Source organism: Streptomyces sp. NPDC037242 (genome assembly GCF_055604165.1).
In genome coordinates, this window is the sequence record NZ_JBVJUY010000033.1 from 78,399 (window position 1) to 99,900 (window position 21,502).

The 21,502-nt window shown below is 72.4% G+C and carries 17 protein-coding genes and 1 tRNA gene; 10 read left to right on the forward strand and 8 right to left on the reverse strand.

Annotated elements, in window-relative coordinates; translation table 11 throughout:
* The first annotated feature begins 7 nt into the window (after nucleotides 1–7).
* On the forward strand, nucleotides 8–454 hold the full coding sequence (locus tag ACZ7GJ_RS30815) for an Rv3235 family protein (protein WP_470756179.1): 447 nt from the start codon (nucleotides 8–10) through the stop codon (nucleotides 452–454).
* Between the two features lie 95 nt (nucleotides 455–549).
* On the opposite strand, the gene secA is transcribed toward ACZ7GJ_RS30815, so the two are convergent.
* Nucleotides 550–3,348 (reverse strand): preprotein translocase subunit SecA, encoded by a 2,799-nt coding sequence (gene secA, locus ACZ7GJ_RS30820; protein ID WP_470756180.1) that lies wholly within the window; start codon nucleotides 3,346–3,348, stop codon nucleotides 550–552.
* Nucleotides 3,349–3,575: 227 nt separating this feature from the next.
* On the opposite strand from secA, the gene ACZ7GJ_RS30825 reads away from it, so the two are divergent.
* From ACZ7GJ_RS30825 to ACZ7GJ_RS30835, 3 genes are all read left to right on the forward strand, one after another.
* Complete coding sequence (locus ACZ7GJ_RS30825) at nucleotides 3,576–4,166, forward strand: GNAT family N-acetyltransferase (protein ID WP_470756181.1); 591 nt, start codon at nucleotides 3,576–3,578, stop codon at nucleotides 4,164–4,166.
* A gap of 9 nt (nucleotides 4,167–4,175) precedes the next feature.
* Nucleotides 4,176–5,336, forward strand: coding sequence for a winged helix-turn-helix domain-containing protein (locus tag ACZ7GJ_RS30830; RefSeq protein WP_470756182.1), 1,161 nt, complete (start codon nucleotides 4,176–4,178; stop codon nucleotides 5,334–5,336).
* 87 nt (nucleotides 5,337–5,423) lie between these two features.
* Nucleotides 5,424–5,497: transfer RNA gene (locus ACZ7GJ_RS30835), tRNA-Ala, on the forward strand.
* Between the two features lie 21 nt (nucleotides 5,498–5,518).
* On the opposite strand, the gene ACZ7GJ_RS30840 is transcribed toward ACZ7GJ_RS30835, so the two are convergent.
* The 7 genes from ACZ7GJ_RS30840 to mtrA form a co-directional block, all read right to left on the reverse strand.
* A complete protein-coding gene (locus ACZ7GJ_RS30840) occupies nucleotides 5,519–6,907 on the reverse strand; it encodes a hypothetical protein (RefSeq protein WP_470756183.1) in 1,389 nt (462 codons plus the stop codon).
* A gap of 186 nt (nucleotides 6,908–7,093) precedes the next feature.
* Nucleotides 7,094–7,846 (reverse strand): response regulator, encoded by a 753-nt coding sequence (locus ACZ7GJ_RS30845; RefSeq protein ID WP_470756196.1) that lies wholly within the window; start codon nucleotides 7,844–7,846, stop codon nucleotides 7,094–7,096.
* A 202-nt stretch (nucleotides 7,847–8,048) separates the two neighbouring features.
* On the reverse strand, nucleotides 8,049–8,747 hold the full coding sequence (hpf, locus tag ACZ7GJ_RS30850) for a ribosome hibernation-promoting factor, HPF/YfiA family (RefSeq protein WP_365926991.1): 699 nt from the start codon (nucleotides 8,745–8,747) through the stop codon (nucleotides 8,049–8,051).
* 351 nt (nucleotides 8,748–9,098) lie between these two features.
* Complete coding sequence (locus ACZ7GJ_RS30855) at nucleotides 9,099–9,839, reverse strand: ComF family protein (protein ID WP_470756184.1); 741 nt, start codon at nucleotides 9,837–9,839, stop codon at nucleotides 9,099–9,101.
* 88 nt (nucleotides 9,840–9,927) lie between these two features.
* Nucleotides 9,928–11,817, reverse strand: a complete 1,890-nt coding sequence (locus ACZ7GJ_RS30860; protein ID WP_470756185.1) for an LpqB family beta-propeller domain-containing protein — start codon at nucleotides 11,815–11,817, stop codon at nucleotides 9,928–9,930.
* Nucleotides 11,807–13,846, reverse strand: coding sequence for an MtrAB system histidine kinase MtrB (gene mtrB / locus ACZ7GJ_RS30865; RefSeq protein WP_470756186.1), 2,040 nt, complete (start codon nucleotides 13,844–13,846; stop codon nucleotides 11,807–11,809). Before mtrB ends, ACZ7GJ_RS30860 begins: the two co-directional genes overlap by 11 nt.
* A 1-nt stretch (nucleotide 13,847) precedes the next feature.
* Complete coding sequence (mtrA, locus tag ACZ7GJ_RS30870) at nucleotides 13,848–14,537, reverse strand: two-component system response regulator MtrA (RefSeq protein ID WP_189747360.1); 690 nt, start codon at nucleotides 14,535–14,537, stop codon at nucleotides 13,848–13,850.
* Nucleotides 14,538–14,773: 236 nt separating this feature from the next.
* Here mtrA and ACZ7GJ_RS30875 point away from each other — a divergent pair, with 236 nt between their 5' ends.
* From ACZ7GJ_RS30875 to ACZ7GJ_RS30900, 6 genes are all read left to right on the forward strand, one after another.
* Nucleotides 14,774–16,084 (forward strand): hypothetical protein, encoded by a 1,311-nt coding sequence (locus ACZ7GJ_RS30875; RefSeq protein ID WP_470756187.1) that lies wholly within the window; start codon nucleotides 14,774–14,776, stop codon nucleotides 16,082–16,084.
* A 7-nt stretch (nucleotides 16,085–16,091) separates the two neighbouring features.
* Nucleotides 16,092–16,727 (forward strand): DUF4129 domain-containing protein, encoded by a 636-nt coding sequence (locus ACZ7GJ_RS30880; RefSeq protein ID WP_470756188.1) that lies wholly within the window; start codon nucleotides 16,092–16,094, stop codon nucleotides 16,725–16,727.
* A 458-nt stretch (nucleotides 16,728–17,185) separates the two neighbouring features.
* Nucleotides 17,186–18,475 (forward strand): DUF4350 domain-containing protein, encoded by a 1,290-nt coding sequence (locus ACZ7GJ_RS30885; protein WP_470756189.1) that lies wholly within the window; start codon nucleotides 17,186–17,188, stop codon nucleotides 18,473–18,475.
* Nucleotides 18,472–19,434, forward strand: a complete 963-nt coding sequence (locus tag ACZ7GJ_RS30890) for an AAA family ATPase (RefSeq protein WP_365926983.1) — start codon at nucleotides 18,472–18,474, stop codon at nucleotides 19,432–19,434. Before ACZ7GJ_RS30885 ends, ACZ7GJ_RS30890 begins: the two co-directional genes overlap by 4 nt.
* Nucleotides 19,434–20,744, forward strand: coding sequence for a DUF58 domain-containing protein (locus ACZ7GJ_RS30895; protein ID WP_470756190.1), 1,311 nt, complete (start codon nucleotides 19,434–19,436; stop codon nucleotides 20,742–20,744). Before ACZ7GJ_RS30890 ends, ACZ7GJ_RS30895 begins: the two co-directional genes overlap by 1 nt.
* 48 nt (nucleotides 20,745–20,792) lie before the next feature.
* Nucleotides 20,793–21,389 carry a Uma2 family endonuclease gene (locus ACZ7GJ_RS30900; RefSeq protein ID WP_470756191.1) on the forward strand — a complete coding sequence of 199 codons (597 nt, stop codon included), beginning with the start codon at nucleotides 20,793–20,795 and terminating at the stop codon, nucleotides 21,387–21,389.
* Nucleotides 21,390–21,502: the final 113 nt, after the last annotated feature.

Here is a 21,502-nt window from a genome sequence, read left to right on the forward strand (position 1 = left end):
GATCGCGATGGACACCACCCTGAGCAGCACGGTCCGCGGCGACGGGAGCCGCCGCCGGCCCGGCGGCCCGGCCCCGACCCGCCCCACCGGGCGGCGCGACTCCCGCCGCCCCGCGGCCGCGCCGCGCGCCCCGCGCAGCGGCCCGCACCACTGGTTCGCCGAGCGGCTGCTCGCGGTGCTCAGCGGCCGCCGGCCGGTCCACTCGCTGCTGGGCCACACCGTCGGCCCGGCGTACGAGCAGCTGGTCACCCTGGCCCCCGCGGACCCCTTCCGGGACCGGCTGCGCCCGGTCGTGCGCCAGTGCGGCCGCTTCACCCCGGGCCCGGGGGTCATCGAGGCCTTCGCCCGCATCACGACGGGCGACCGGGTCTCGGCCATGGCCTTCCGCCTCGAACAGGGCCCCGACCTGCGCTGGCGCTGCGCGGCCGTGGAGATCCAGAGCCCCCGGCCATGACGGTGCAACCCCGCAGCGCGCCGCGCACACGACGCGGCCGGGGCCGGACACCTCAAGAGGTGTCCGGCCCCGGCCGACGGTCTGCCCCAGTGGGGCTACTTCTTGCGGCGACGCCCGCCGGAGGCCTTCTGCGCCTTGCGGCGCTCCGCCCGCGTCATGCCGTCGCCCTCGCCCGCGTCGTCCGCGTCGAAGTCGCCCTCGACCACGCCGCCCTCGCCGTCGACCGTCGGGGCGGAGAAGTGCAGCCGGTCCGGGCGCTGCGGGGCGTCCAGGCCCTTCGCCCGGATCTCCGGACGGACCCCGCCCGCCGGCTCCTTCGTCATCGACGGAGCCGCGTCCTGCACCGGGAGCTCCTCGACCTGCTGCTCGACCTGGACCTCCAGGTTGAACAGGTAGCCGACCGACTCCTCCTTGATGCCCTCCTGCATGGCGTTGAACATGTCGAAGCCCTCGCGCTGGTACTCGACCAGCGGGTCCTTCTGGGCCATCGCCCGCAGGCCGATGCCCTCCTGCAGGTAGTCCATCTCGTACAGGTGCTCGCGCCACTTGCGGTCCAGGACCGACAGGACCACGCGCCGCTCCAGCTCGCGCATGATGTCGGAGCCGAGCGTCTTCTCGCGCGCCTCGTACTGCTCGTGGATGTCGTCCTTGACGGACTCCGCGATGAACTCGGCGGTGATGCCCGCGCGGTCGCCCGCGGCCTCCTCCAGCTCCTCGATGGTGACCTTCACCGGGTAGAGCTGGCGGAAGGCGCCCCACAGGCGCTCCAGGTCCCACTCCTCGGCGAAGCCCTCGACCGTCTCCGCCGTGATGTAGGCGTCGATCGTGTCGTCCATCATGTGCCGGATCTGCTCCTGGAGGTCCTCGCCCTCCAGGACGCGGCGGCGCTCCTTGTAGATGACCGTGCGCTGGTTGTTGAGGACCTCGTCGTACTTCAGGACGTTCTTGCGCGTCTCGAAGTTCTGGGTCTCGACCTGCGACTGGGCCGACGCGATGGCGCGCGTCACCATCTTGTTCTCGATCGGCACGTCGTCCGGCACGTTCGCCATCGACATGACGCGCTCGACCATCTGCGCCTTGAACAGGCGCATCAGGTCGTCACCGAGCGACAGGTAGAAGCGGGACTCGCCCGGGTCGCCCTGACGGCCGGAGCGGCCGCGCAGCTGGTTGTCGATACGGCGCGACTCGTGCCGCTCGGTGCCCAGCACGTACAGGCCGCCGAGGTCCTTGACCTCTTCGAACTCGGCCTTGACGGCCGCCTCGGCCCTGATGAGCGCCTCGGGCAGGGCGTGCGCCCACTCCTCGATGTGCTCCTCCGGGTCCAGGCCGCGCTGGCGCAGCTCGGCCTCGGCCAGGTCGTCCGGGTTGCCGCCGAGCTTGATGTCGGTACCGCGGCCGGCCATGTTCGTGGCGACGGTGACGGCGCCGCGGCGGCCGGCCTGGGCGACGATCGAGGCCTCGCGCTCGTGCTGCTTCGCGTTCAGCACCTCGTGCGGGATGCCGCGCTTGGAGAGCTGCTGCGAGAGGTACTCGGACTTCTCGACCGAGGTCGTGCCGACGAGGATCGGCTGGCCCTTCTCGTGCTTCTCCGCGATGTCGTCGACGACGGCGGCGAACTTCGCGACCTCGGTGCGGTAGATCAGGTCCGCCTGGTCCTTGCGGACCATGTCGCGGTTGGTCGGGATCGGGACGACACCGAGCTTGTAGATCTGGTGGAACTCGGCGGCCTCGGTCATGGCCGTACCGGTCATGCCCGACAGCTTCGAGTAGAGGCGGAAGAAGTTCTGCAGGGTGATCGTGGCGAGGGTCTGGTTCTCGTCCTTGATGTCCACCCCTTCCTTCGCCTCGATCGCCTGGTGCATGCCCTCGTTGTAGCGGCGGCCGGCGAGGATACGGCCGGTGTGCTCGTCGACGATCATGACTTCGCCGTCGATGACGACGTAGTCCTTGTCGTTCTTGAACAGTTCCTTCGCCTTGATGGCGTTGTTCAGGTAACCGACGAGCGGGGTGTTCACCGACTCGTAGAGGTTCTCGATGCCGAGCCAGTCCTCGACCTTGGCGACACCGGCCTCGTGGATGGCGACCGTGCGCTTCTTCTCGTCGACCTCGTAGTCGCCGGTCTCCTCGATGCCCTTCAGCGGCTGGCCGGGCTCGCCCTTCTTCAGGCGGGTGACCAGCTTCGCGAAGTCGCCGTACCACTTCGTGGCCTGGTCGGCGGGGCCGGAGATGATCAGCGGGGTGCGGGCCTCGTCGACGAGGATCGAGTCGACCTCGTCGACCACGGCGAAGTTGTGGCCGCGCTGGACCAGCTCGTCCTGCGACCACGCCATGTTGTCGCGCAGGTAGTCGAAGCCGAACTCGTTGTTCGTGCCGTACGTGATGTCCGCGCCGTACTGCTCGCGGCGCTGCGCGGGCGACATGTTCGCCAGGATGCAGCCGACCTCCAGGCCGAGGAACTTGTGCACCCGGCCCATCAGCTCGGAGTCGCGCTCGGCCAGGTAGTCGTTCACCGTGATCAGGTGGACGCCCTTGCCGGACAGCGCGTTCAGGTACGCGGGGAGCGTGCCGACGAGGGTCTTGCCCTCACCGGTCTTCATCTCGGCCACGTAGCCGAGGTGCAGCGCGGCGCCGCCCATGATCTGGACGTCGTAGTGCCGCTGGCCCAGGACGCGCTTGGCGGCCTCGCGAACGGTCGCGAAGGCCTCGGGCAGCAGGTCGTCCAGGCTCTCGCCGTCCTGGTAGCGCTGCTTGTACTCCTCCGTGAGGGCACGCAACTCGGCGTCGGAGAGGTTGATGAAGTCCTCTTCGATGGAGTTGACCTGGTCCGCGATGCGGTGCAGTTTGCGCAGGATCTTGCCTTCGCCTGCACGCATGAGCTTGTTGAAGACGGACACCGAGGTTTGTCTCCTTGCCGGTCGGGCCTGGGCACTGTTCGTACACGGGCACGGCAGGTGGGCCCCACCGCAACGGCCATCGTAAGCGAGGACGTGGTCGCGTCGGGAGGTCCGCCGTAGCCCTGAGGGCGTGGGCGCCCGGATTGAGAACGTACGGGGGCCACCGAAGGTGCCGGGGTGAGGGAAAAGTGTTCGCCCCCGGCGCAGCGCCGGACGAGAATCCCTCCATGGAGCCCACCACCCTGAAGACAGCCCGCCTGGACCTGCGCCCCTTCGCCCCGGCCGACGAGGACGAGGTCTTCGCCGCCTGCCAGGACCCCGACATCCAGCGCTGGACCATGGTCCCCTCCCCCTACCTGCGCGAACACGCCGCCGGCTTCGTGGGCGAGCTGGTCCCCGGCGGCTGGCGCGACGACACCGCCTACTCCTTCGCCGTCCGCCACGGCGCCGGCGGCCCGCTCGTCGCGGCCGTCGGCCTCCACGTGCACGAGACATTCGGGACGAAGGGGTACGAGATCGGCTACTGGGCCGTCAAGGAGCACCGCGGGCAGGGCTTCATGGCCGAGGCCGTGGCCGCCGTCGTCCGCTGGGCCTTCACCGAGCTGGGGGCCGTACGCGTCGAATGGCGCGCCGAGGCCGGCAACACGGGCTCGCAGGCCGTCGCCGAGAAGGTCGGCTTCCGCATCGAAGGGCTCCTGCGGGCCTCCCTGCACCGTGGCGACACCGTGCGGGACTCCTGGGTCGGTGCACTGCTCCCCTCCGACCTCGGCCTGCCCTCCAGGCTCACGTACGAGCCCGCTGTCAGTGGCGCCGCCTAGGCTGCCGGCATGACCTCGATCTCGCTGTCAGCCGACGAAGCCCGCCGGATCGCCCTGCGCGCGCAGGGCTTCCTCGGAGCGCCCGACCGCAAGGGCGGCGTGCGGGGCGTGCTGCGGCACCTGGGCGCCGTCCAGCTGGACACGATCTCCGTCCTGGCCCGCTCGCACGAGCTCATCCCGTACGCCCGCCTGGGCGCCGTCGGCCGGCCGGCCGTCGAGGCGGCGTACTGGTCGGACCGGCACGCCTTCGAGTACTGGTCGCATGCGGCCTGCATCCTGCCCATCGAGGAATGGCCGCACTTCGCCTTCCGCCGCCGGATCAAGCGGGCCGACGGCTACCGCTGGCACAGGATGAAGGACAAGGAGGCCTCCTGCCGGCTCGTCCTGGACCGGCTGCGCGCCGAGGGCCCGCTGACCTCGACCGAGCTGGGCGGCGCGAAGAACGGCGGCCCCTGGTGGGACTGGTCCGAGACCAAGATCGCGGTGGAGTGGCTGCTGGATGCCGGTGACGTGGTCGTCACCGAACGCCGCGGCTGGAAGCGGGTGTACGACCTCCCCGAACGGGTGGTGCCCGACGCGCTGCTCCATGACGACCTGGACGACCGCGAGTGCCTGCGCCGCCTGGTCGCGCTGGCCGGACAGTCCCTGGGCGTCGGCACCCGCGCCGACATCGCGGACTACCACCGCCTCAAGGGCGAGCAGTTCGACGCGGTGGTCGAGGACTCCGGGCTGGTCCCGGTCGAGGTCGAGGGCTGGACCAAGCCCGCCTGGGCCGACCCCGCGGCCCTGGCGGCCCCGCCGCGCGGCCGCCACCGCACCACGCTCCTGTCCCCGTTCGACTCCCTGGTCTGGGACCGGCCGCGGACGGAGCGGATCTTCGGCTTCACGCACAGGCTGGAGGCGTACGTTCCCAAGCCCAAGCGGATACACGGCTACTTCGCGATGCCGCTGCTGACCGGCGGCCGGCTCCAGGGCCGCGCCGACCCGGCCCGCGAGGGCACGACCCTGGTGGCCCGCCAGCTCTCGCTGACCACCCCCGCGGCCGCGGCCCCGATGGCCGCCGCCCTGCGCGAGGCCGCGCAGTGGGTGGGCTGCGACTCCGTACGCGTCGAGCGCGCGGCCACCCCGGCCGAGGCGGCGGCGGTCACCGCCGAACTCGCCGCGCTCTGACCGGTTCCGGGCGCGTCCCCGGGGGCAGCCCCGGGGCTGCGCCGGGACTTGCGGCGCGCCCGGCCGCTCGTATGATCATCACGGGATGGGGCTCGTAGCGCAGTGGTCGTCGCGCCTTCACCGCATGTGGGAAGACGCCGGTTCGAATCCGGCCGGCCCCATCCCGCCTCTTTTTTGCGCCGTCAGCCGGTGCAGCCCGCGACCGCACCGGACGGGCTGCAGTTGTTCGGCTGATTGTCGCGGACCGTGTCCCCGCTCAGGGTGAGCACGCCGGACGCCTTGAAGATGCCGCCGCCGTCACCCGCCCGGTTGTGGGTGATGGTGTTCTGCTCCAGGGTGCTCGTGCCCAGCCCCGTGGTCCCACCCGCGTGGTAGAGGCCGCCGCCCTGCGCCGTGCCGCCCTTGGCGGTGGCCGCGTTGTGGAGGATCTCGTTGCGGCTCGCCCTCAGGGTGCCGCCGTCGGGGTTGTCGATCCCGCCGCCCTGCGCGGTGCCGTTCGGGGCCTCGGCGGTGTTGCGGGTGATCTGGCTGTCGGTCAGGTCGAGCGTGCCGAAGGGACCGATGCGTACGCCGCCCCCGCGCGCGGTGCCGTCCTCGGCGACCGCCCGGTTGCCGCTGATCTTCACACCGCTCACGGTCATCAGAGCGTTGTTCGCGATGCCGCCGCCCTGCGCCACACCGTGCGGGGCGTCCGAGACGTTGCCGAGGATGGAGCCGCCGGTCACCGTCAGCCTGCCGGGCTCCGGAATGCCGTTGGAGACCGCGGCGCGCGCGATGCCCCCCGGGGCGAAGGCCCGGTTCTTGCTGATGACCGTGTTCTCGATGGTCGTCTCGGCGAAGCTGATGATGCCGGCGGCGAAGGCGGTGCTCTGGGTGTCCTTGGTGACCGTCGCGGTGTTCCCGGTGAGCTTGGAGTCGGTGACGGTCAGCGGACCGTCGTTCGAGACGGCGCCGCCCGCGGCGGCCCCGCCGATTGCGCTCCCGCTGTAGACGACGTGGTTCCCGGTCACCTCGGTGTCGCTGATGCTCGCGGTGCCGGGGCTGTCGATGCCGCCGCCCTGGGCGAAGACGTCCGAAGCGGCGGTGTTGCGGGTGAACTTGCTGTGGGTCACCTTCATCGTTCCGGCGTTGGAGATCCCGCCACCGCAGGCGAGGCCCGGGGGGTCGGGGAAGGCGGGGCAGTCCGTGGCGTAGCCGCCGCTGATGGTCGTGTGGGTCAGCGTCAGGTTGCCCGCAGGACCGACGAAGATGATCCGGAACTTCGGCACCTTGTGCCCGCGGTCCTCCCGCTCGATCGTGGCCCCGCGCCCGTCGATGGTGATCTCGCTGGTGATCACCGGCAGCCCGTTGCCGGGGTTCACGGGGTCCGGTGCCGTCAGCTCGTACGTGCACTTGCGCGCGAGCCGGAGCGTGTCCGGTCCCGGCGTGCTGTTCGCGGTGTTGACCGCCTCGACGAGATCCGGGACCGAGCAGCCCACTTGCACGGTGGCGGCGTGCGCGGCCGGGGACGGGACGGCCACCAGGGCGCCCGCGACGAGGCCGAGAACGGCCGGGACATGCCGACGGAACATCGGAGATTCCTCCTTCTGCGACGTACGGCCGGTCATCAGGGACCGCGGCCGGCCGAGGCCAGCCGACCACGCACCAGGGCGGCCGGCTGCCCGGCGGATCCGTACGGGCGCCCGGACAGCCCGTACGGATCACGAAGTCGCCCCGGACGGGTCAACAGACCCGCGGCGCCGCCGCCTGCGCCCGCGCTAGCGGATCTCCAGGATCTTCTCCCGCATCGCGTAGACCACGGCCTCCATCCTGGAGTGCAGCTGGAGCTTCTCCAGGATGTTGCGCACGTGGTTCTTCACGGTGTTCTCGGAGATGAACAACTCCTTTGCGATGTCCCGGTTGTTCATCCCGGTGGCCACCAGCTTCAGGACCTCCAGCTCCCGGTCCGTCAGCCGCGGCGCCGGCACCAGCCGCCGCTCGTCGGTGCGCTGGATCATCGACTTGAACTCGGTGAGCAGCTTCGACGCCATGGACGGGCTGATCTGCGACTGCCCGTCCGCCACCGCACGGATCGCCGTCGCGACCTCGTCCGTCGAGATCTCCTTGAGCAGGTACCCGGTCGCGCCCGCCTTGATCGCGTCGTAGAGGTCGGCCTCCTCGTCGCTGATCGTCAGCATGATGATCTTCGCGGAGGGCGCCACCTCCTTGATGGACGTGCACGCCTCGATCCCGCCGCGCCTGGGCATCCGTACGTCCATCAGCACGATGTCCGGCAGCAGGTCGGCCGCCTTGTCCACCGCCTCCGCGCCGTCCCCGGCCTCGCCGACGACCTGGATGTCCTCCTCCTGCGCGAGGACGATCTCCAGCCCGCGCCGGAACAGCGCGTGGTCGTCGACCACGAGCACCCGGATCGGCTCCCCGGCGGGTTCCCCGGCCCGCTCTTGCGCCGGCTCCCCCCCACGGCAGCCCGCACCGTCGTCACCACGCACCGGCCCGAAGCTGTCCGCCATCATTCCTCCCCCTGCACCGCATGTGCTGAGCTCTGGGCCAATCCGACGGGGGTGGCCGCCGGTTGACTGCCCGCCATGATTCCATGCCCGCACGACCGCAGGGGGAGCCGACGAATACCGGCCGACTGTTACAAGTCATACGGGTGCCCCCGCGGACGCCGGAGCGTCCGACGGGGGCACCACGCGAAAACCGTGCCCGGCGTCAGCCGCCGAGCGCACCGCCCGCGCCCGCGCCGTCGAGCTCACCCGAGCTGGACGCCGTGTCGGCGTTGAGGTGGATCACGCCGTAGTCGTAGCCGTGGCGCCGGTAGACGACGCTGGGCATCTTGGTGTCGGAGTCGACGAACAGGTAGAAGTCGTGGCCGACCAGTTCCATTTCATAAAGAGCCTGGTCGAGCGACATGGGTGCGGCCGAGTGGGTCTTCTCGCGGACGATGAGGGGGCCTTCGCCCTGCACTTCCAGCGACCCGATCCGGGTGGTCGGGATCGCGCCCGCCTTCTCCTCGGTGACCGGCTGGCCGTTCCCGTTCAGGGTCGCGGCGTCCGGCACCACATCGGCGACCTCCGCCGCGGAGAGCCGGCCGGTGCCGCGACGGGTGTGGCGCTTGTCGTGCTGCTTGCGCAGCCGGGCCTCCAGCTTGTCCTGAGCGAGGTCGAGCGCCGCGTACGGGTCGGCTGCGGCGGCTTCGGCACGGATGACCGGGCCCCGCGAACGCAGGGTGATCTCAACGCGGTCGGAACGGTCGGCCTGGCGCGGGTTGTGCTCCTTGGACACCTCGACGTCCAAGCTGATCACCTTGGCGTCGAGCTTCTGGATCCGCTCCGGATTCAGCTTCTCGGCCACGTGCTTGCGGAACCGGTCGGGCACCTCGGTCTTGCGGCCCTTGACGACGATGTCCACGCAGAACTCCGTTCCCGGATAGCTCCGCCTCAGGGGCGAAGCGTCTCCCTTTCGCACCAGACTCCGGTGAACACCGGAGCCTCGGACTTGGCGACTTTCACCTCCTCCTCCCCCATCGGCAAGATCTACACCCCACCGACTTCGGAGTCGAGAGACAGCCTCTGACACGAAGGTTCCAAAAAGTTCGAAACGTGCGATCCGATGCGTGGGGCCCGAGGCTCGCCAGTTCCTCACAACCGAACATATCCCTCTAAGCCGGTTGTCGGCACCCGCTACCGGAACGTACCTCCGTTCAGGTGGCACTTCCCTCTTACTACCTGCAACGATGCGCCTTCCCCACCAGTTCCAAATCTATTCACAACTTTTTTGCTCTGTACGAGTTGCGGACCGGATCCGATGGAACGAGTCCGCGGACACCGCGACCACCGCGGCGCCCGCCACCGGCCCGATCCCCGCCGCGCGCAGCGCCCGCGCCGCCTCCACCAGCGTGGCTCCGGTCGTCATGAGGTCGTCCACGAGCACGATCCGACCCGCCCCGGCCGTCAGCGCCGCCGCGTCCCGGCAGGCCTCCAGGGCCCCCGCGAGGTTCTCCCGGCGCTGCCGCGCCCCCAGGCCCGCCTGGTCGGCGACCGCCCGCCGCAGCCGCAGTACGGGCGCCACGCGCGCCGCGACCCCCGCCCGGCGCAGCCGCGCCGAAGCCGCCAGCGCGATCCGCCGCGCCGGGTCGTGCCCGCGCGCCCGTACCTGCCGCCGCGCGGAGGGCACCGGGACCAGGGCCGTCTCCCCCGGGTCCCCCGCCCCGCCGCCACCCGCCCGGACCGCCGCCGCCAGGGCTTCGCCGAGTACGCCGGCCAGCGCCAGCTCCCCGCGCTCCTTGTGGGCCAGCAGGACCTCCCGTACGGCCCCTTCGTACGCGGCGCAGGCATGTACCACCGGGAGCCCCGCCGGGCGCGGAGACGGCCGTACACACCGCGCCCCGGCCCCGCTCAGCGCCGACCGGCACCCGCCGCACAGCAGCACGCGGGCGGCGCCGCAGCCCGCGCAGTCGACCGGCAGCACCAGCCCGGCGAGCTCCTGCCACCACCCCAGCACGCCCACCACTGTGCCGGGCGCGGGCAGGCCTCCGCCACCCCTGTGGACAACCGCCGCGAGCAGCCCGGCGGCCCGCCAAAGTCGCAGGTCAGCCCGGGTAGACCGGCGCCCTGCCGCCCGCCGCGACCGTGCGCCACTGGGCACCCGGCGGCAGCCACACGATCCCGTCGTCGTCCGAGGACCCGACGACCGGCTTCTTCTCGTCCTCGGTCGCCGCGATCGCCTTCAAACCGGTCGCCCCGGGCAGCCCCGCCGCGACCATCGAACCGTCCGCCAGCATGTACCGGGCCTGCACCAGCCCGCCGCTCTCCCGGCCCACCACCAGCAGCCGGCCCCGCGGCGCCCAGCTCATCGCGTCCACGTCCGCCATCTGGGGGGCCGCCGGGCGCAGCTCGCGCACCGACACCCCCGGCGCGTCCGCCTTGCCCTCGGGCCGCTCCACCCGCCCGATGAACAGGTTCTTGCCGCCCGCGCGCTGCACCAGCATCGCGAGGCGCACCCCGTCGGGCGAGGCCTTCAGCGCGGTGATCCGCCCGCCGTCGAGCCCGGCGACCTCGACCTTCTCGGGGGTCCCGGTGCCGCCCGGAACCCGCCACAGCGCCAGGTTCTGCGGGTCCTGGTCGGCGACCCACAGGTCACCGGACGCGTCCCAGGTGGGCGCGGTCAGCCCGTTCGGCTTGGCGCCCTTGCTGCTCAGCAGCGGCTGCGGCATCGCCCCCGTGGTCGTCAGGTTCACGACGTACAGGCCGTGCCCGTCCTCCGACACCACCGCCGCGCGCTTCTCGCCGTACGCGACCGCGGCCGTGCCCACCTTGAAGGACGGGTTGGCCGCCAGCGGCCCGGGGGCCGGCTCGGGCCGGTCCTGCTGGTCCTCCTTGTTGGGGTCCAGGTTCAGCCGCTGGAGGTGGTTCTCGCCGTCCACGTAGTACTGGTGCTCGGGGGGCAGGGGCCGGTTGGCGTTCACGGCCGCGCCCGCCTCGGTCACCCAGCACAGCGAGGACTTGTCCGAGCGCATCAGCTCGACCCGGTCGACCCGCTGGCCTCCCGTCAGGTCCTTGACCGTGTAGAGGAGTTGGGTCGCCATCTTCTGGCACTGCGGCTGCGCGACGTTGTCGGCCTTGTCGTTGAGCGGCACGCGCAGCGTGTTCTGCCCGTCGTACGAGAGGGACTTGGTGCCCTCGCGCAGTTCCGTCCCGGTGGGGAAGGCGGAAGAGGCCACCGGCCCCAGCCACTTGGACGGGCCGGCCAGCAGCGACTGCACCGTCTGCGTGGTCGGGTCCATCCGCGAGTCGGGGTCACTGCGCTGGCGCACGTACACGGGATCGGCGACCAGCGTGTTGCCCGCGAAGTAGTACTTGTTGACCGGCATGTACATGCGCTCGAAGTCGGACTGGCTCAGCACCAGGCTGCTGGGCGGGGTCGAGATCCGCCACTGCTTGTTCTCCTCCGTGAGCTGGAGGAACTCCTCGTAGCGCCGCCCGCCGGTCTCCGGCTGGTACGCACTGCGCTCGTCCACCGTGGCGAGGCGCTTGCCGGCCACCTTGAAGCGCGGCCGCGAGGGGTCCTTCTCGCCCTGTACGGAGAACCGGTCGAGGCCGGCCGAGAGCACGGTGACGGCCGCACCCGGCTTCCACTCCTTCGCGGCCTCCTCGGTGAGGTACTTGCGGGCCGTCCGCTGCTGCGGGTCGTCGCTGGTCATGGCCTCCAGGAAGCCGTCGACGATCTCCTGCGGGCTGGCCTTGTCGGCCGGCGGCACACCGAAGACGCGGACCTGCGAGTCGACGCCCTGCGAGGCCTGCACCGGCCGGATCTCGCCGTGGTCGGGCATGGAGGCGCAGCCGGCCAGCAGCAGCCCGGCCGCGCCGAGGGCGTACGCGCGCAGGGCCCGCGAGGCCCGGGCCCGCGAAGCCCCTGAGGTCCGCGAGGTCCGCAGGCTCCGTACGCCGCGACCGCGCGCGGCCCCGGTCTCAGCGTCCATCCGCTCCACCGGTTCCACCCGCTCCACCCGCTCCACCTGCTCCGTCCTCCTGCGCGGCCGCTCCGGCCTGCTCGGCCTGGCCCGCCTGGTCGGCCTGGCCCGCCTGCTCGGCCGGCCGCGTCACGACCCTGGCCCCGCTGCCCGGCAACGCCGTCGGGTCCGCGGGCACCGGCACCGCCCCCGCCACGGGCGACCGCGGCGGTATCGGCGAGCGGTCCACGGGCGGCTCCGCCGCCTTGGCGGGCGCCCCGCTCCCGGCGGCGTCCGCGGCGGCCCTGGCCCGGTTGGCCCGCGAGTCCTCGGGCTCCAGCGGGATCGGCGACCCCCGCAGCGGCTCGTCCGCGGTGCGCGGCAGCGTCAGCCGGAACTGCGAACCGCCCCCGGGCTCGCCCCACGCCTGCAGCCAGCCGCCGTGCAGCCGGGCGTCCTCGACGGCGATGGACAGGCCCAGGCCCGTACCGCCCGTCGTGCGCGCCCGGGCCGGGTCGGCCCGCCAGAAGCGGTTGAAGACCCGGGTGGCCTCGCCCGGCTTGAGCCCGACCCCGTAGTCCCGTACGGCCACGGCGACGGCCCCGCCCGCGGACGCGAGCCGCACCACCACGTCACGGCCCTCGCCGTGCTCGACGGCGTTGACGACGAGGTTGCGCAGCACCCGCTCCACGCGCCGCGCGTCGGCCTCCGCTATCACCGGCTGGGAGTCGCCGAGGATCCGGATCCGGGTGCCCTTGTGCTCGGCGAGCGGTTCGGCCCCGTCGATGACGCGGCGTACGACGTCCCGCAGGTCGATCGGCTCCGCCTCCAGCGCGGCGGCACCCGCGTCGAACCGGCTGATCTCCAGCAGGTCGGCGAGCAGCGACTCGAAGCGGTCGAGCTGCCCGGCGAGGAGCTCGGCCGAGCGCGCGGTGATCGGGTCGAAGTCGACCCGGGCGTCGTGGATGACGTCGGCGGCCATGCGTACCGTCGTGAGCGGGGTGCGCAGCTCGTGGGAGACGTCCGAGACGAACCTGCGCTGCATCCGCGACAGGTCCTCCAGCTGCTGGATCTTCGTCTGGAGGTTTTGGGCCATCTTGTTGAAGGCCTCGCCCAGACGGGCGATGTCGTCCTCGCCGGTGACCTTCATCCGCTCCTGGAGCCGGCCGGCCGAGAGCCTCTCGGCGATCCCGGCGGCCATCCGCACCGGGGTGACGATCTGGCGTACGACGAGCCAGGCGATGGCGCTGAGCAGCGCCACGACGAACAGGCCGGCGGTGGCGATGGTGCTCTTGACCAGGTTGAGGGACTCCTCCTCCTGCGTCAGCGGAAAGAGGTAGTACAGGTCGTAGGGCTCGCCGTTGATGTCGGTCAGCCGCTTGCCGACGACCAGCGCGGGCTCCGGGCTCTTCTCGCCGGCGCCGGCGGTGTACCGGATCTGGGAGAAGCCCTTGTAGGCGCCGGTGGCGCGGTTGACGGCCTTGCGCAGCGAGAGCGGGACACTGGCGGTCGGGTCGACGTCGCCGGAGGCGCGGGCGCCGCGGACACCGATCGCGCGGCCGGGTGGCTGTTCTTCGCCGGTGCCGGTGCCGGCCCCGAGCGCGGCGACCTCGAAGGCGGTCTGCCCGCCACTGGCCAGCTGCTTGACCAGCGAGTTCATCCAGGTACTGGCGTCCCGCCCGGCCTTGTTGTCCGTGGCGTCGGGCCCGTCCACCGTGGCGGGGGCGTTGGCCTTCTCCTGTGCGACCGCGAACCCTCCCGCGGCCTGGCTCTGCGCGGCCTCCTCCTTGGCGTCGAGGAGGCCCTTGCTGACCTGGGCGATGACGACGAAGCCGAGCGCGAGCACCACGGCCAGTGACATCAGCAGGGTGGCGGCGACCACCCGGAGCTGGATGTTGCGCCGCCATATCCGGACAGCCGGAAGCAACGGCCGTCGTACGAGGCGTACGAACAGCCGCAGCACGGGGCCGCCCGGTGCTCCGTCCGCGACGTGACGAAGCGCCCGGCCGCCCCGCAGGGCTCCCCTGCGGGAACCGCTCCGGGGCTTGCCGGGCTGCACGTCAGCTCGGTCCGGCCTTGTAGCCGACACCGCGCACCGTCACGACGATCTCGGGGCGCTCCGGATCCTTCTCGACCTTGGAGCGCAGGCGCTGTACGTGCACGTTGACCAGGCGGGTGTCCGCCGCGTGCCGGTAGCCCCAGACCTGCTCCAGCAGCACCTCGCGGGTGAACACCTGCCAGGGCTTGCGCGCGAGGGCGACCAGCAGGTCGAACTCCAGCGGGGTCAGGGCGATGGAGGCACCGTCCCGCTTGACCGAGTGCCCGGCCACGTCGATGACCAGGTCACCGATGGCCAGCTGCTCGGGCGCGGGCTCCTCCGACCGGCGCAGGCGGGCCCGGATGCGGGCCACCAGCTCCTTCGGCTTGAACGGCTTGACGATGTAGTCGTCGGCCCCGGACTCCAGGCCCACGACCACGTCGACGGTGTCGCTCTTGGCCGTGAGCATGACGATCGGCACGCCGGACTCGGCCCGGATCAGCCTGCACACCTCTATGCCGTCCCGTCCGGGCAGCATGAGGTCGAGCAGCACCAGGTCCGGCTTCGCCTCCCGGAAGGCAGCAAGTGCCTTGTCACCGTCTGCTACGAACGACGGCTCAAAACCTTCTCCCCGCAGCACAATGCCGAGCATCTCGGCCAGCGCGGTGTCGTCGTCGACGACAAGGACGCGTCCCTTCATGGTTGACATCATCCCATTAGCTAATCGTTACCTGGCGGTGAGCTGTCCCACAGCCAAAGGGGCTGGAAATCGCCCCTCGGACCTGCGTGGTGATCAGGGCGACCAGTCTGCCCCGGATCCGCGCGACAATTGAAGGTGCGGGCGGCCACGGATAGGGGGACGGCTGGTCCGTATGACGTTCTCACATGGCACGATGGCAGCCGGACCAAGCGCCCCGCCTCCCCTGCAGTGCACGTGAAGGAGCGACGATGAACGACTCTCCGGGCTGGGCTACGCCCGGATCCTCCCCGTCCGACAACGGCCGGGGGGCGGACGGCGCAGACGGCACCCAGCCTCCCGCGCAGCCCGCGCAGCCCGCCGGCGACCCGAAGTGGTCGGCCGAGCAGCCCCCGCCCGGGCAGTGGTCGAGCCCCGGCAGCACGGGCCCCGGCAGCGGCGCCACCGGCACCGGCTCGGGAGCACCCGCCCCCGACCCGGCCGCGCCTTCGCCGCAGGGCACGGGCTGGGGATCGTACGGCGGGCAGCAGGGCTCCCAGTACGCCGGCCAGTACGGCTACCCGGGCGGGCCCGGCTCCCACTGGGGCAAGCCCCCCGCGGCCAAGCCCGGCGTGATCCCGCTGCGCCCCCTCGGCATGGGCGAGATCCTCGACGGCGCGGTCGCCACCATGCGCAAGCACTGGCGCTCGGTCCTGCCGATCACCCTGGTCGTGGCCACCGTCGTACAGCTGTGCAGCGTGCTGATACAGAAGTTCGCCCTGTCCGAGCTCGACCTCGAAGCCGAGCCGACGACCCTGACCGAGGCCCTCGACACCCTCGGCAGCGTCCTGGTCGCTTCGAGCGCGGACCTGTTCATCCAGCTCGTCGGCTCCATCGTGGCCACCGCCATGCTCACGATGATCTTCAGCCGCGCGGTACTCGGACACACCTCGTCCATCGGCGCCGCCTGGCGCGCCGCCCGCCCCCAGCTGCTCCGGCTGGTCGGACTGACCCTCATCCTGATGCTCGGCGCGATCCTGCTGATCGGCGGACTGGCCGTGCCCGGCATGATCGTCGACAGCTACGGCCTGATCTTCCTCGGCATCTTCACCGGCATCGGACTGGTCGTCTGGCTCTGGACCGCGCTCAGCCTGGCCTCGCCCGCGCTGATGCTGGAGAAGGCGCCGGTGTTCAAGGCCCTGAGCCGGTCCTGGAAGCTGGTCCGCGGCTCGTGGTGGCGCATCTTCGGCATCACCGCCCTCACCCAGCTCATCACCGGCTTCCTCTCCTCGATCATCGTCCTCCCGCTGACCGCCATGGGCGCGGCCTTCTTCGGCGGCGGCCTGAGCAGCATCGCCGAGGGCACCGGCCAGGACAGCTGGGGCTACCTGATCTTCTCGGCGATCGGCGTGGTCATCGCGCTGACCATCACCATGCCGATGCAGTCCGGCGTCACCGTCCTGCTCTACGTCGACCAGCGCATCCGCCGCGAGGCCCTCGACCTGGAGCTCGCCCGAGCCGCCGGGGTCGAGAACTACGGCACGGGGACCACCGCACCGCCGTCGGCCTCGGCCGGAGGCTGATGCGGGGATGATCCATTCGGGGGGGCCGGTGACGACGGGACGCGACGCGGCCCGTGAGGCGGCCGAGCACGAGCTGTCCAAGCCGGTGTACCACCAGAACGATCCGGGCCTGCTCCAGCGCGCCATGGACCGGTTCTGGGAATGGGTAGGCGACCTCCTCGACCGCGCCTCCGGGTCCGCCCCGGGCGGCACCCTCGGCCTGGTCGCCATCGCCGTCCTGATCGTCCTGGCCGTCACCGCCCTGTGGTGGCGCCTCGGCACCCCCCGCCGCGGCGCCGCCGGCGCCGGCGACCTCTTCGACGACGGCATCCGCAGCGCCGCCGACCACCGCGCGGCCGCCGAGGCCCACGCCTCCGCGGGCCGCTGGACCGAAGCCGTGCAGGAGCGGATGCGCGCGATCGTCCGCGCCCTGGAGGAACGCACCCTCCTGGACCCCCGCCCCGGCCGCACCGCCGACGAGGCCGCCGCCGAGGCGTCCGCGTCCCTCCCGGACCACGCCGCCGAACTGCGCGCCGCGGCCCGCGCCTTCGACGACGTCACCTACGGCGGCCGCCCCGGCGACGCCGACGCCTACACCCGCCTGCGCACCCTCGACCTGGCCCTGGACCGCACCAAGCCCCTCCTGACAGGCCCCCAGTCATGACGGCCCCCACCCCAAACCCCGACCCGGCACCCGGACCCGCGCCCACGCCCGGCACAACGCCCGCACCCACGGCGCCCGCACCCGGCACGACACCCGGACCCGCGCCCACGCCCGGCACAACGCCCGCACCCACGGCGCCCGCACCCGGCACGACACCCGGACCCGCGCCCACGCCCGACCCGACGCCCGCACCCGGCACGACACCCGGACCCGCGCCCGCTCCGGGCACAGCGCCCGCACCCGTTCCGTACCCGGCGCCCGGGTCCAGCGCGCCCGACCCGAGGCCTGGGCCCACCGCGCCCGCGCACACGCCCGACCCGAGGCCCGGTCCCACCGCACCCGGAACGACGCCCGCACCTACCGCGCCCGGAACGACTCCTGGGCCCACCGCGCCCGCACCCGGCACGACGCCGGCAGCTGTTCCGTACTCGGTGCCGGCGTCGGCACCCGGCGGGGCGGTGCCGCGTGACCCCGGCGGCGACGCCGCCAGCGGGGTCGCGCTGCTCCTCGCCCCCGAGGCCCCCGAGGCCGCCACGGCCTCCACGGCGCACCGCAGGGGACCGGCCCGGGTCTGGGGCCGCGCCCGCGGGATCGCCGTCGCCCTCGCGGTGCTCCTCGCCGCCGCGATCACCATGGCCGCCCTCAACTCCGGCGCCCACCACGGCTACCTCGACCCCCGCTCCGCCGACCCCTACGGCAGCCGGGCCGTCGCCGAACTGCTCAAGGCCCGCGGCGTCACCACCCGCGTCGTCACCACCGCCCGCGAAGCCGCCGACGCCGCGGGCCCCGACGCGACCCTCCTCGTCACCGACCCCGACCTGCTCGGCGAGAGCCAGCGCCGCGCCATCCGCTCCGCCATCGACCTCTCCGGCGGCCGCACCGTCCTCCTCGCCCCCGGCCCCGTCGGCCTCCCCGACCTCGCCCCCGGCACCCAACTGCGCGGCGACGCCCCCGAGGACAACCTCGACCCCGCCTGCACCCTGCCCGCAGCGACCTCCGCGGGCCGCGCCACCACCGGCGACGGCTACCGCTACAGCACAGGCACGGGCACAGGCACGGGCACGGGCACAGGCCCCGGCGGGGCCACGGCCTGCTACCCCAGCCGCGGCTACCCCACCCTCCTCGTCCTCCCCACGGGAACCACCGGCGGCGACACCGTCCTCCTCGGCTCCAAGACGATCCTCCTCAACCGGAGCCTCGCCAAGGAGGGCAACGCCTCCCTCGCCCTCCAACTCCTCGGCTCCCGCCCCGACCTCGTCTGGTACATGCCGTCCCTCGCGGACACCGACCCCGACGCCGCGGGCGGCCAGGACAAGACCTTCCTCGAACTCGTCCCCGACGGCTGGAACTGGGCCCTGCTCCAGCTCTTCACCGCCGCCGCCCTCGCCGCCCTCTGGCGTGCCCGCCGCCTCGGCCCGCTCGTCACCGAACGGCTGCCCGTCGCCATCCGCGCCTCCGAGGCCACCGAGGGCCGCGCCCGCCTCTACCGCAAGGCCGGCGCCCGCGACCGCGCCGCGACCGTGCTGCGCGCCGCCACCCGCGAACGCCTCGCCGCACTGGTCGGCGTACCGACCGCCCAGGCACACGAACCCGCGGCCCTGGTCCCCGCCGTCTCCGCCCGGTTCCCGGACGGCACCCGGGAGAACCTCACCGCCCTCCTCTTCGGCACCACCCCCGCCGACGACGCGGCACTCGTCGCGCTCGCCGACCACCTCGACGCCCTCGAAAGAGAGGTCCGCACCTCATGACGGCCACCACGGACAGCGCCCGCTCCGCCCTGGAGGCGCTCCGAACCGAGATCGCGAAGGCCGTGGTCGGCCAGGACTCCGCCGTCACCGGTCTCGTCGTCGCGCTCCTGTGCCGCGGCCACGTCCTCCTCGAAGGCGTCCCCGGCGTCGCGAAGACCCTCCTCGTACGGGCCCTCGCCGCGTCCCTCGAACTCGACACCAAGCGCGTCCAGTTCACCCCCGACCTGATGCCGAGCGACGTCACCGGCTCGCTCGTCTACGACGCCCGCACCGCCGAGTTCTCCTTCCAGAACGGCCCGGTCTTCACCAACCTCCTCCTCGCGGACGAGATCAACCGCACGCCGCCCAAGACCCAGTCCTCCCTCCTCGAAGCCATGGAGGAGCGCCAGGTCACCGTCGACGGCACCCCGCGGGCGCTCCCCGAGCCCTTCCTCGTCGCCGCCACCATGAACCCCGTCGAGTACGAGGGCACGTACCCGCTCCCCGAGGCCCAACTCGACCGCTTCCTGCTGAAGCTGACGGTCCCGCTGCCCTCCCGCGAGGACGAGATCGGCGTACTGACCCGGCACGCCGCCGGCTTCAACCCGCGCGACCTGCACGCCGCCGGCGTCCGCCCCGTCGCCGGCCCGGCCGAACTCGAAGCGGCCCGCGAGGCCGTCGCCAAGGTCTCCGTCTCCCCCGAGATCACCGGCTACGTCGTCGACATCTGCCGCGCCACCCGCGAATCGCCGTCCCTCACCCTCGGCGTCTCCCCGCGCGGCGCGACCGCCCTGCTGGCCACCGCCCGAGCCTGGGCCTGGCTCACCGGCCGCGACTACGTCACCCCCGACGACGTCAAGGCACTCGCCCTGCCCACCCTGCGCCACCGCGTCCAGCTCCGCCCGGAAGCCGAAATGGAAGGCGTCACCCCGGACTCGGTGATCTCGGCGATCCTCGCCCACGTCCCCGTCCCGCGCTGATGGCCCTCACCGGACGCGCCGCCCTGCTCGCGGCCCTCGGCAGCATCCCCGTCGGCATCCTCGAACCGAGCTGGACGGGGATGCTCGCGGTCAACGGCCCCCTCGCCCTGGCCTGCGCGGTCGACTACGCCCTCGCCGCGCCCGTCCGCACCCTGGTCCTGGCCCGCTCCGGTGACACCTCGGTCCGCCTCGGCGAGAGCGCGGACGTCCACCTCACCGTCACGAACCCGAGCACCCGCACGCTCCGCGCCCGCGTCCGCGACGCCTGGCCTCCGAGCAGCTGGCTCCCGGGCACCGACGCCGCCGCGTCCCGCCACCGGGTCACCGTCCCCGGCGGCGAGCGCCGCCGCCTCACCACCCGCCTGCGGCCCACCCGCCGCGGCGACCGGCAGGCCGACCGCGTGACCATCCGCTCGTACGGCCCGCTGGGCCTCCTCGCCCGCCAGGGCTCCCACAAGATCCCCTGGACGGTACGGGTCCTGCCGCCCTTCACCAGCCGCAAGCACCTGCCCTCGCGGCTCGCCCGGCTGCGCGAGCTGGACGGCCGCACCAGCGTCCTGACCCGCGGCGAAGGCACCGAGTTCGACAGCCTGCGCGACTACGTCCCCGGCGACGACACCCGTTCCATCGACTGGCGCGCCACCGCCCGCCAGCACAAGGTCGCCGTCCGTACCTGGCGCCCGGAACGCGACCGGCACATCCTGATCTGCCTCGACACCGGCCGCACCTCGGCCGGCCGCGTCGGCGACGCACCCCGCCTGGACGCGTCCATGGACGCCGCTCTCCTGCTCACTGCCCTGGCCACCCGCGCCGGCGACCGCGTGGACCTCCTGGCCCACGACCGCCGCCCCCGCGCCCAGATCCAGGCCCGCTCGGCCGCCGACACCCTGCCGGCCTTCGTCAACGCCATGGCCACCCTGGAGCCGGAGCTCGTCGAAACCGACTCCAAGACCCTGGTCTCCACCATCCTGCGCAACGCCCCGCGCCGCTCGCTGGTGGTCCTCCTGACGAGCCTGGACGCGGCCCCCATCGAAGAGGGCCTGCTGCCGCTCCTCCCCCGCCTCACCCAGCGCCACACGGTCCTGCTGGCCTCGGTGGCCGACCCGCACATCGCGCAGATGGCCACCGCCCGCGGCTCGCTGGACGCGGTCTACGAGGCCGCCGCGGCGACCCAGTCCCAGTCCCAGCGCCGCCGCACCGCCGACCAGCTCACCCGCCACGGCGTCCAGGTAGTCGACGCCACCCCCGACACCCTGGCCCCGTCCCTGGCCGACGCCTACCTCGCCCTGAAGGCGGCCGGCCGCCTCTAGATGGCCGTCCACCTGGATACGCTGACATGGCACCCACCAGGAGGACACATGGCCGACTTCACCCCCGAGCAGGTGCGCCGCATGCACGACTTCGCGGAGCAGCTCGCGGAGCTGGCCGAACACCACGAAGACCAGTGGAAGGTTCAGACCACCGACGGTCAGATCTTCCTCACGATGATGAGCCCCACGGTTCCGCACGGGCTCAACGTGATGCGGCTGCGCCGTCAGATCGAGGCCCAGACACTCGACGCCGTGACTCTCAGCGACACGAACATGGGCGATCCTGTGACCGGCCTGACCAAGATTCCCGATCTCCTGGTCATGTCGGAGGAAGACACCGATGACACGGCCAAGGCCGTCAACTCACGTGACGTGCTGATGGTGATCGAGGTCGTCTCCCGTACCAATTCCCTCACCGACATCCGCGACAAGCTGCACGACTACCCGACGATGGGAGTCCCGCTGTACGTCGTGGTGGACCCCCGCAAGGACAAGAAGACCGTCACCGTCCACAGCGACCCCTCGGAGGGGCCCGACGGCATCCGCTACCGCAAGAGAGTTCCGTACTCCTTCGGGGACACCGTCACCGCCGGCCGTTGGACGCTCGACACGAGCAGCCTCAAGAGCTACCCCGCCGATTGGTAATGGAGCGGGGGTGGCCCACCGGCCCGTAAACGCAGAAAAGCCCCGCACCATAAGGTGCGGGGCTTTCCCACAATGATTGTTCGGCGGCGTCCTACTCTCCCACAGGGTCCCCC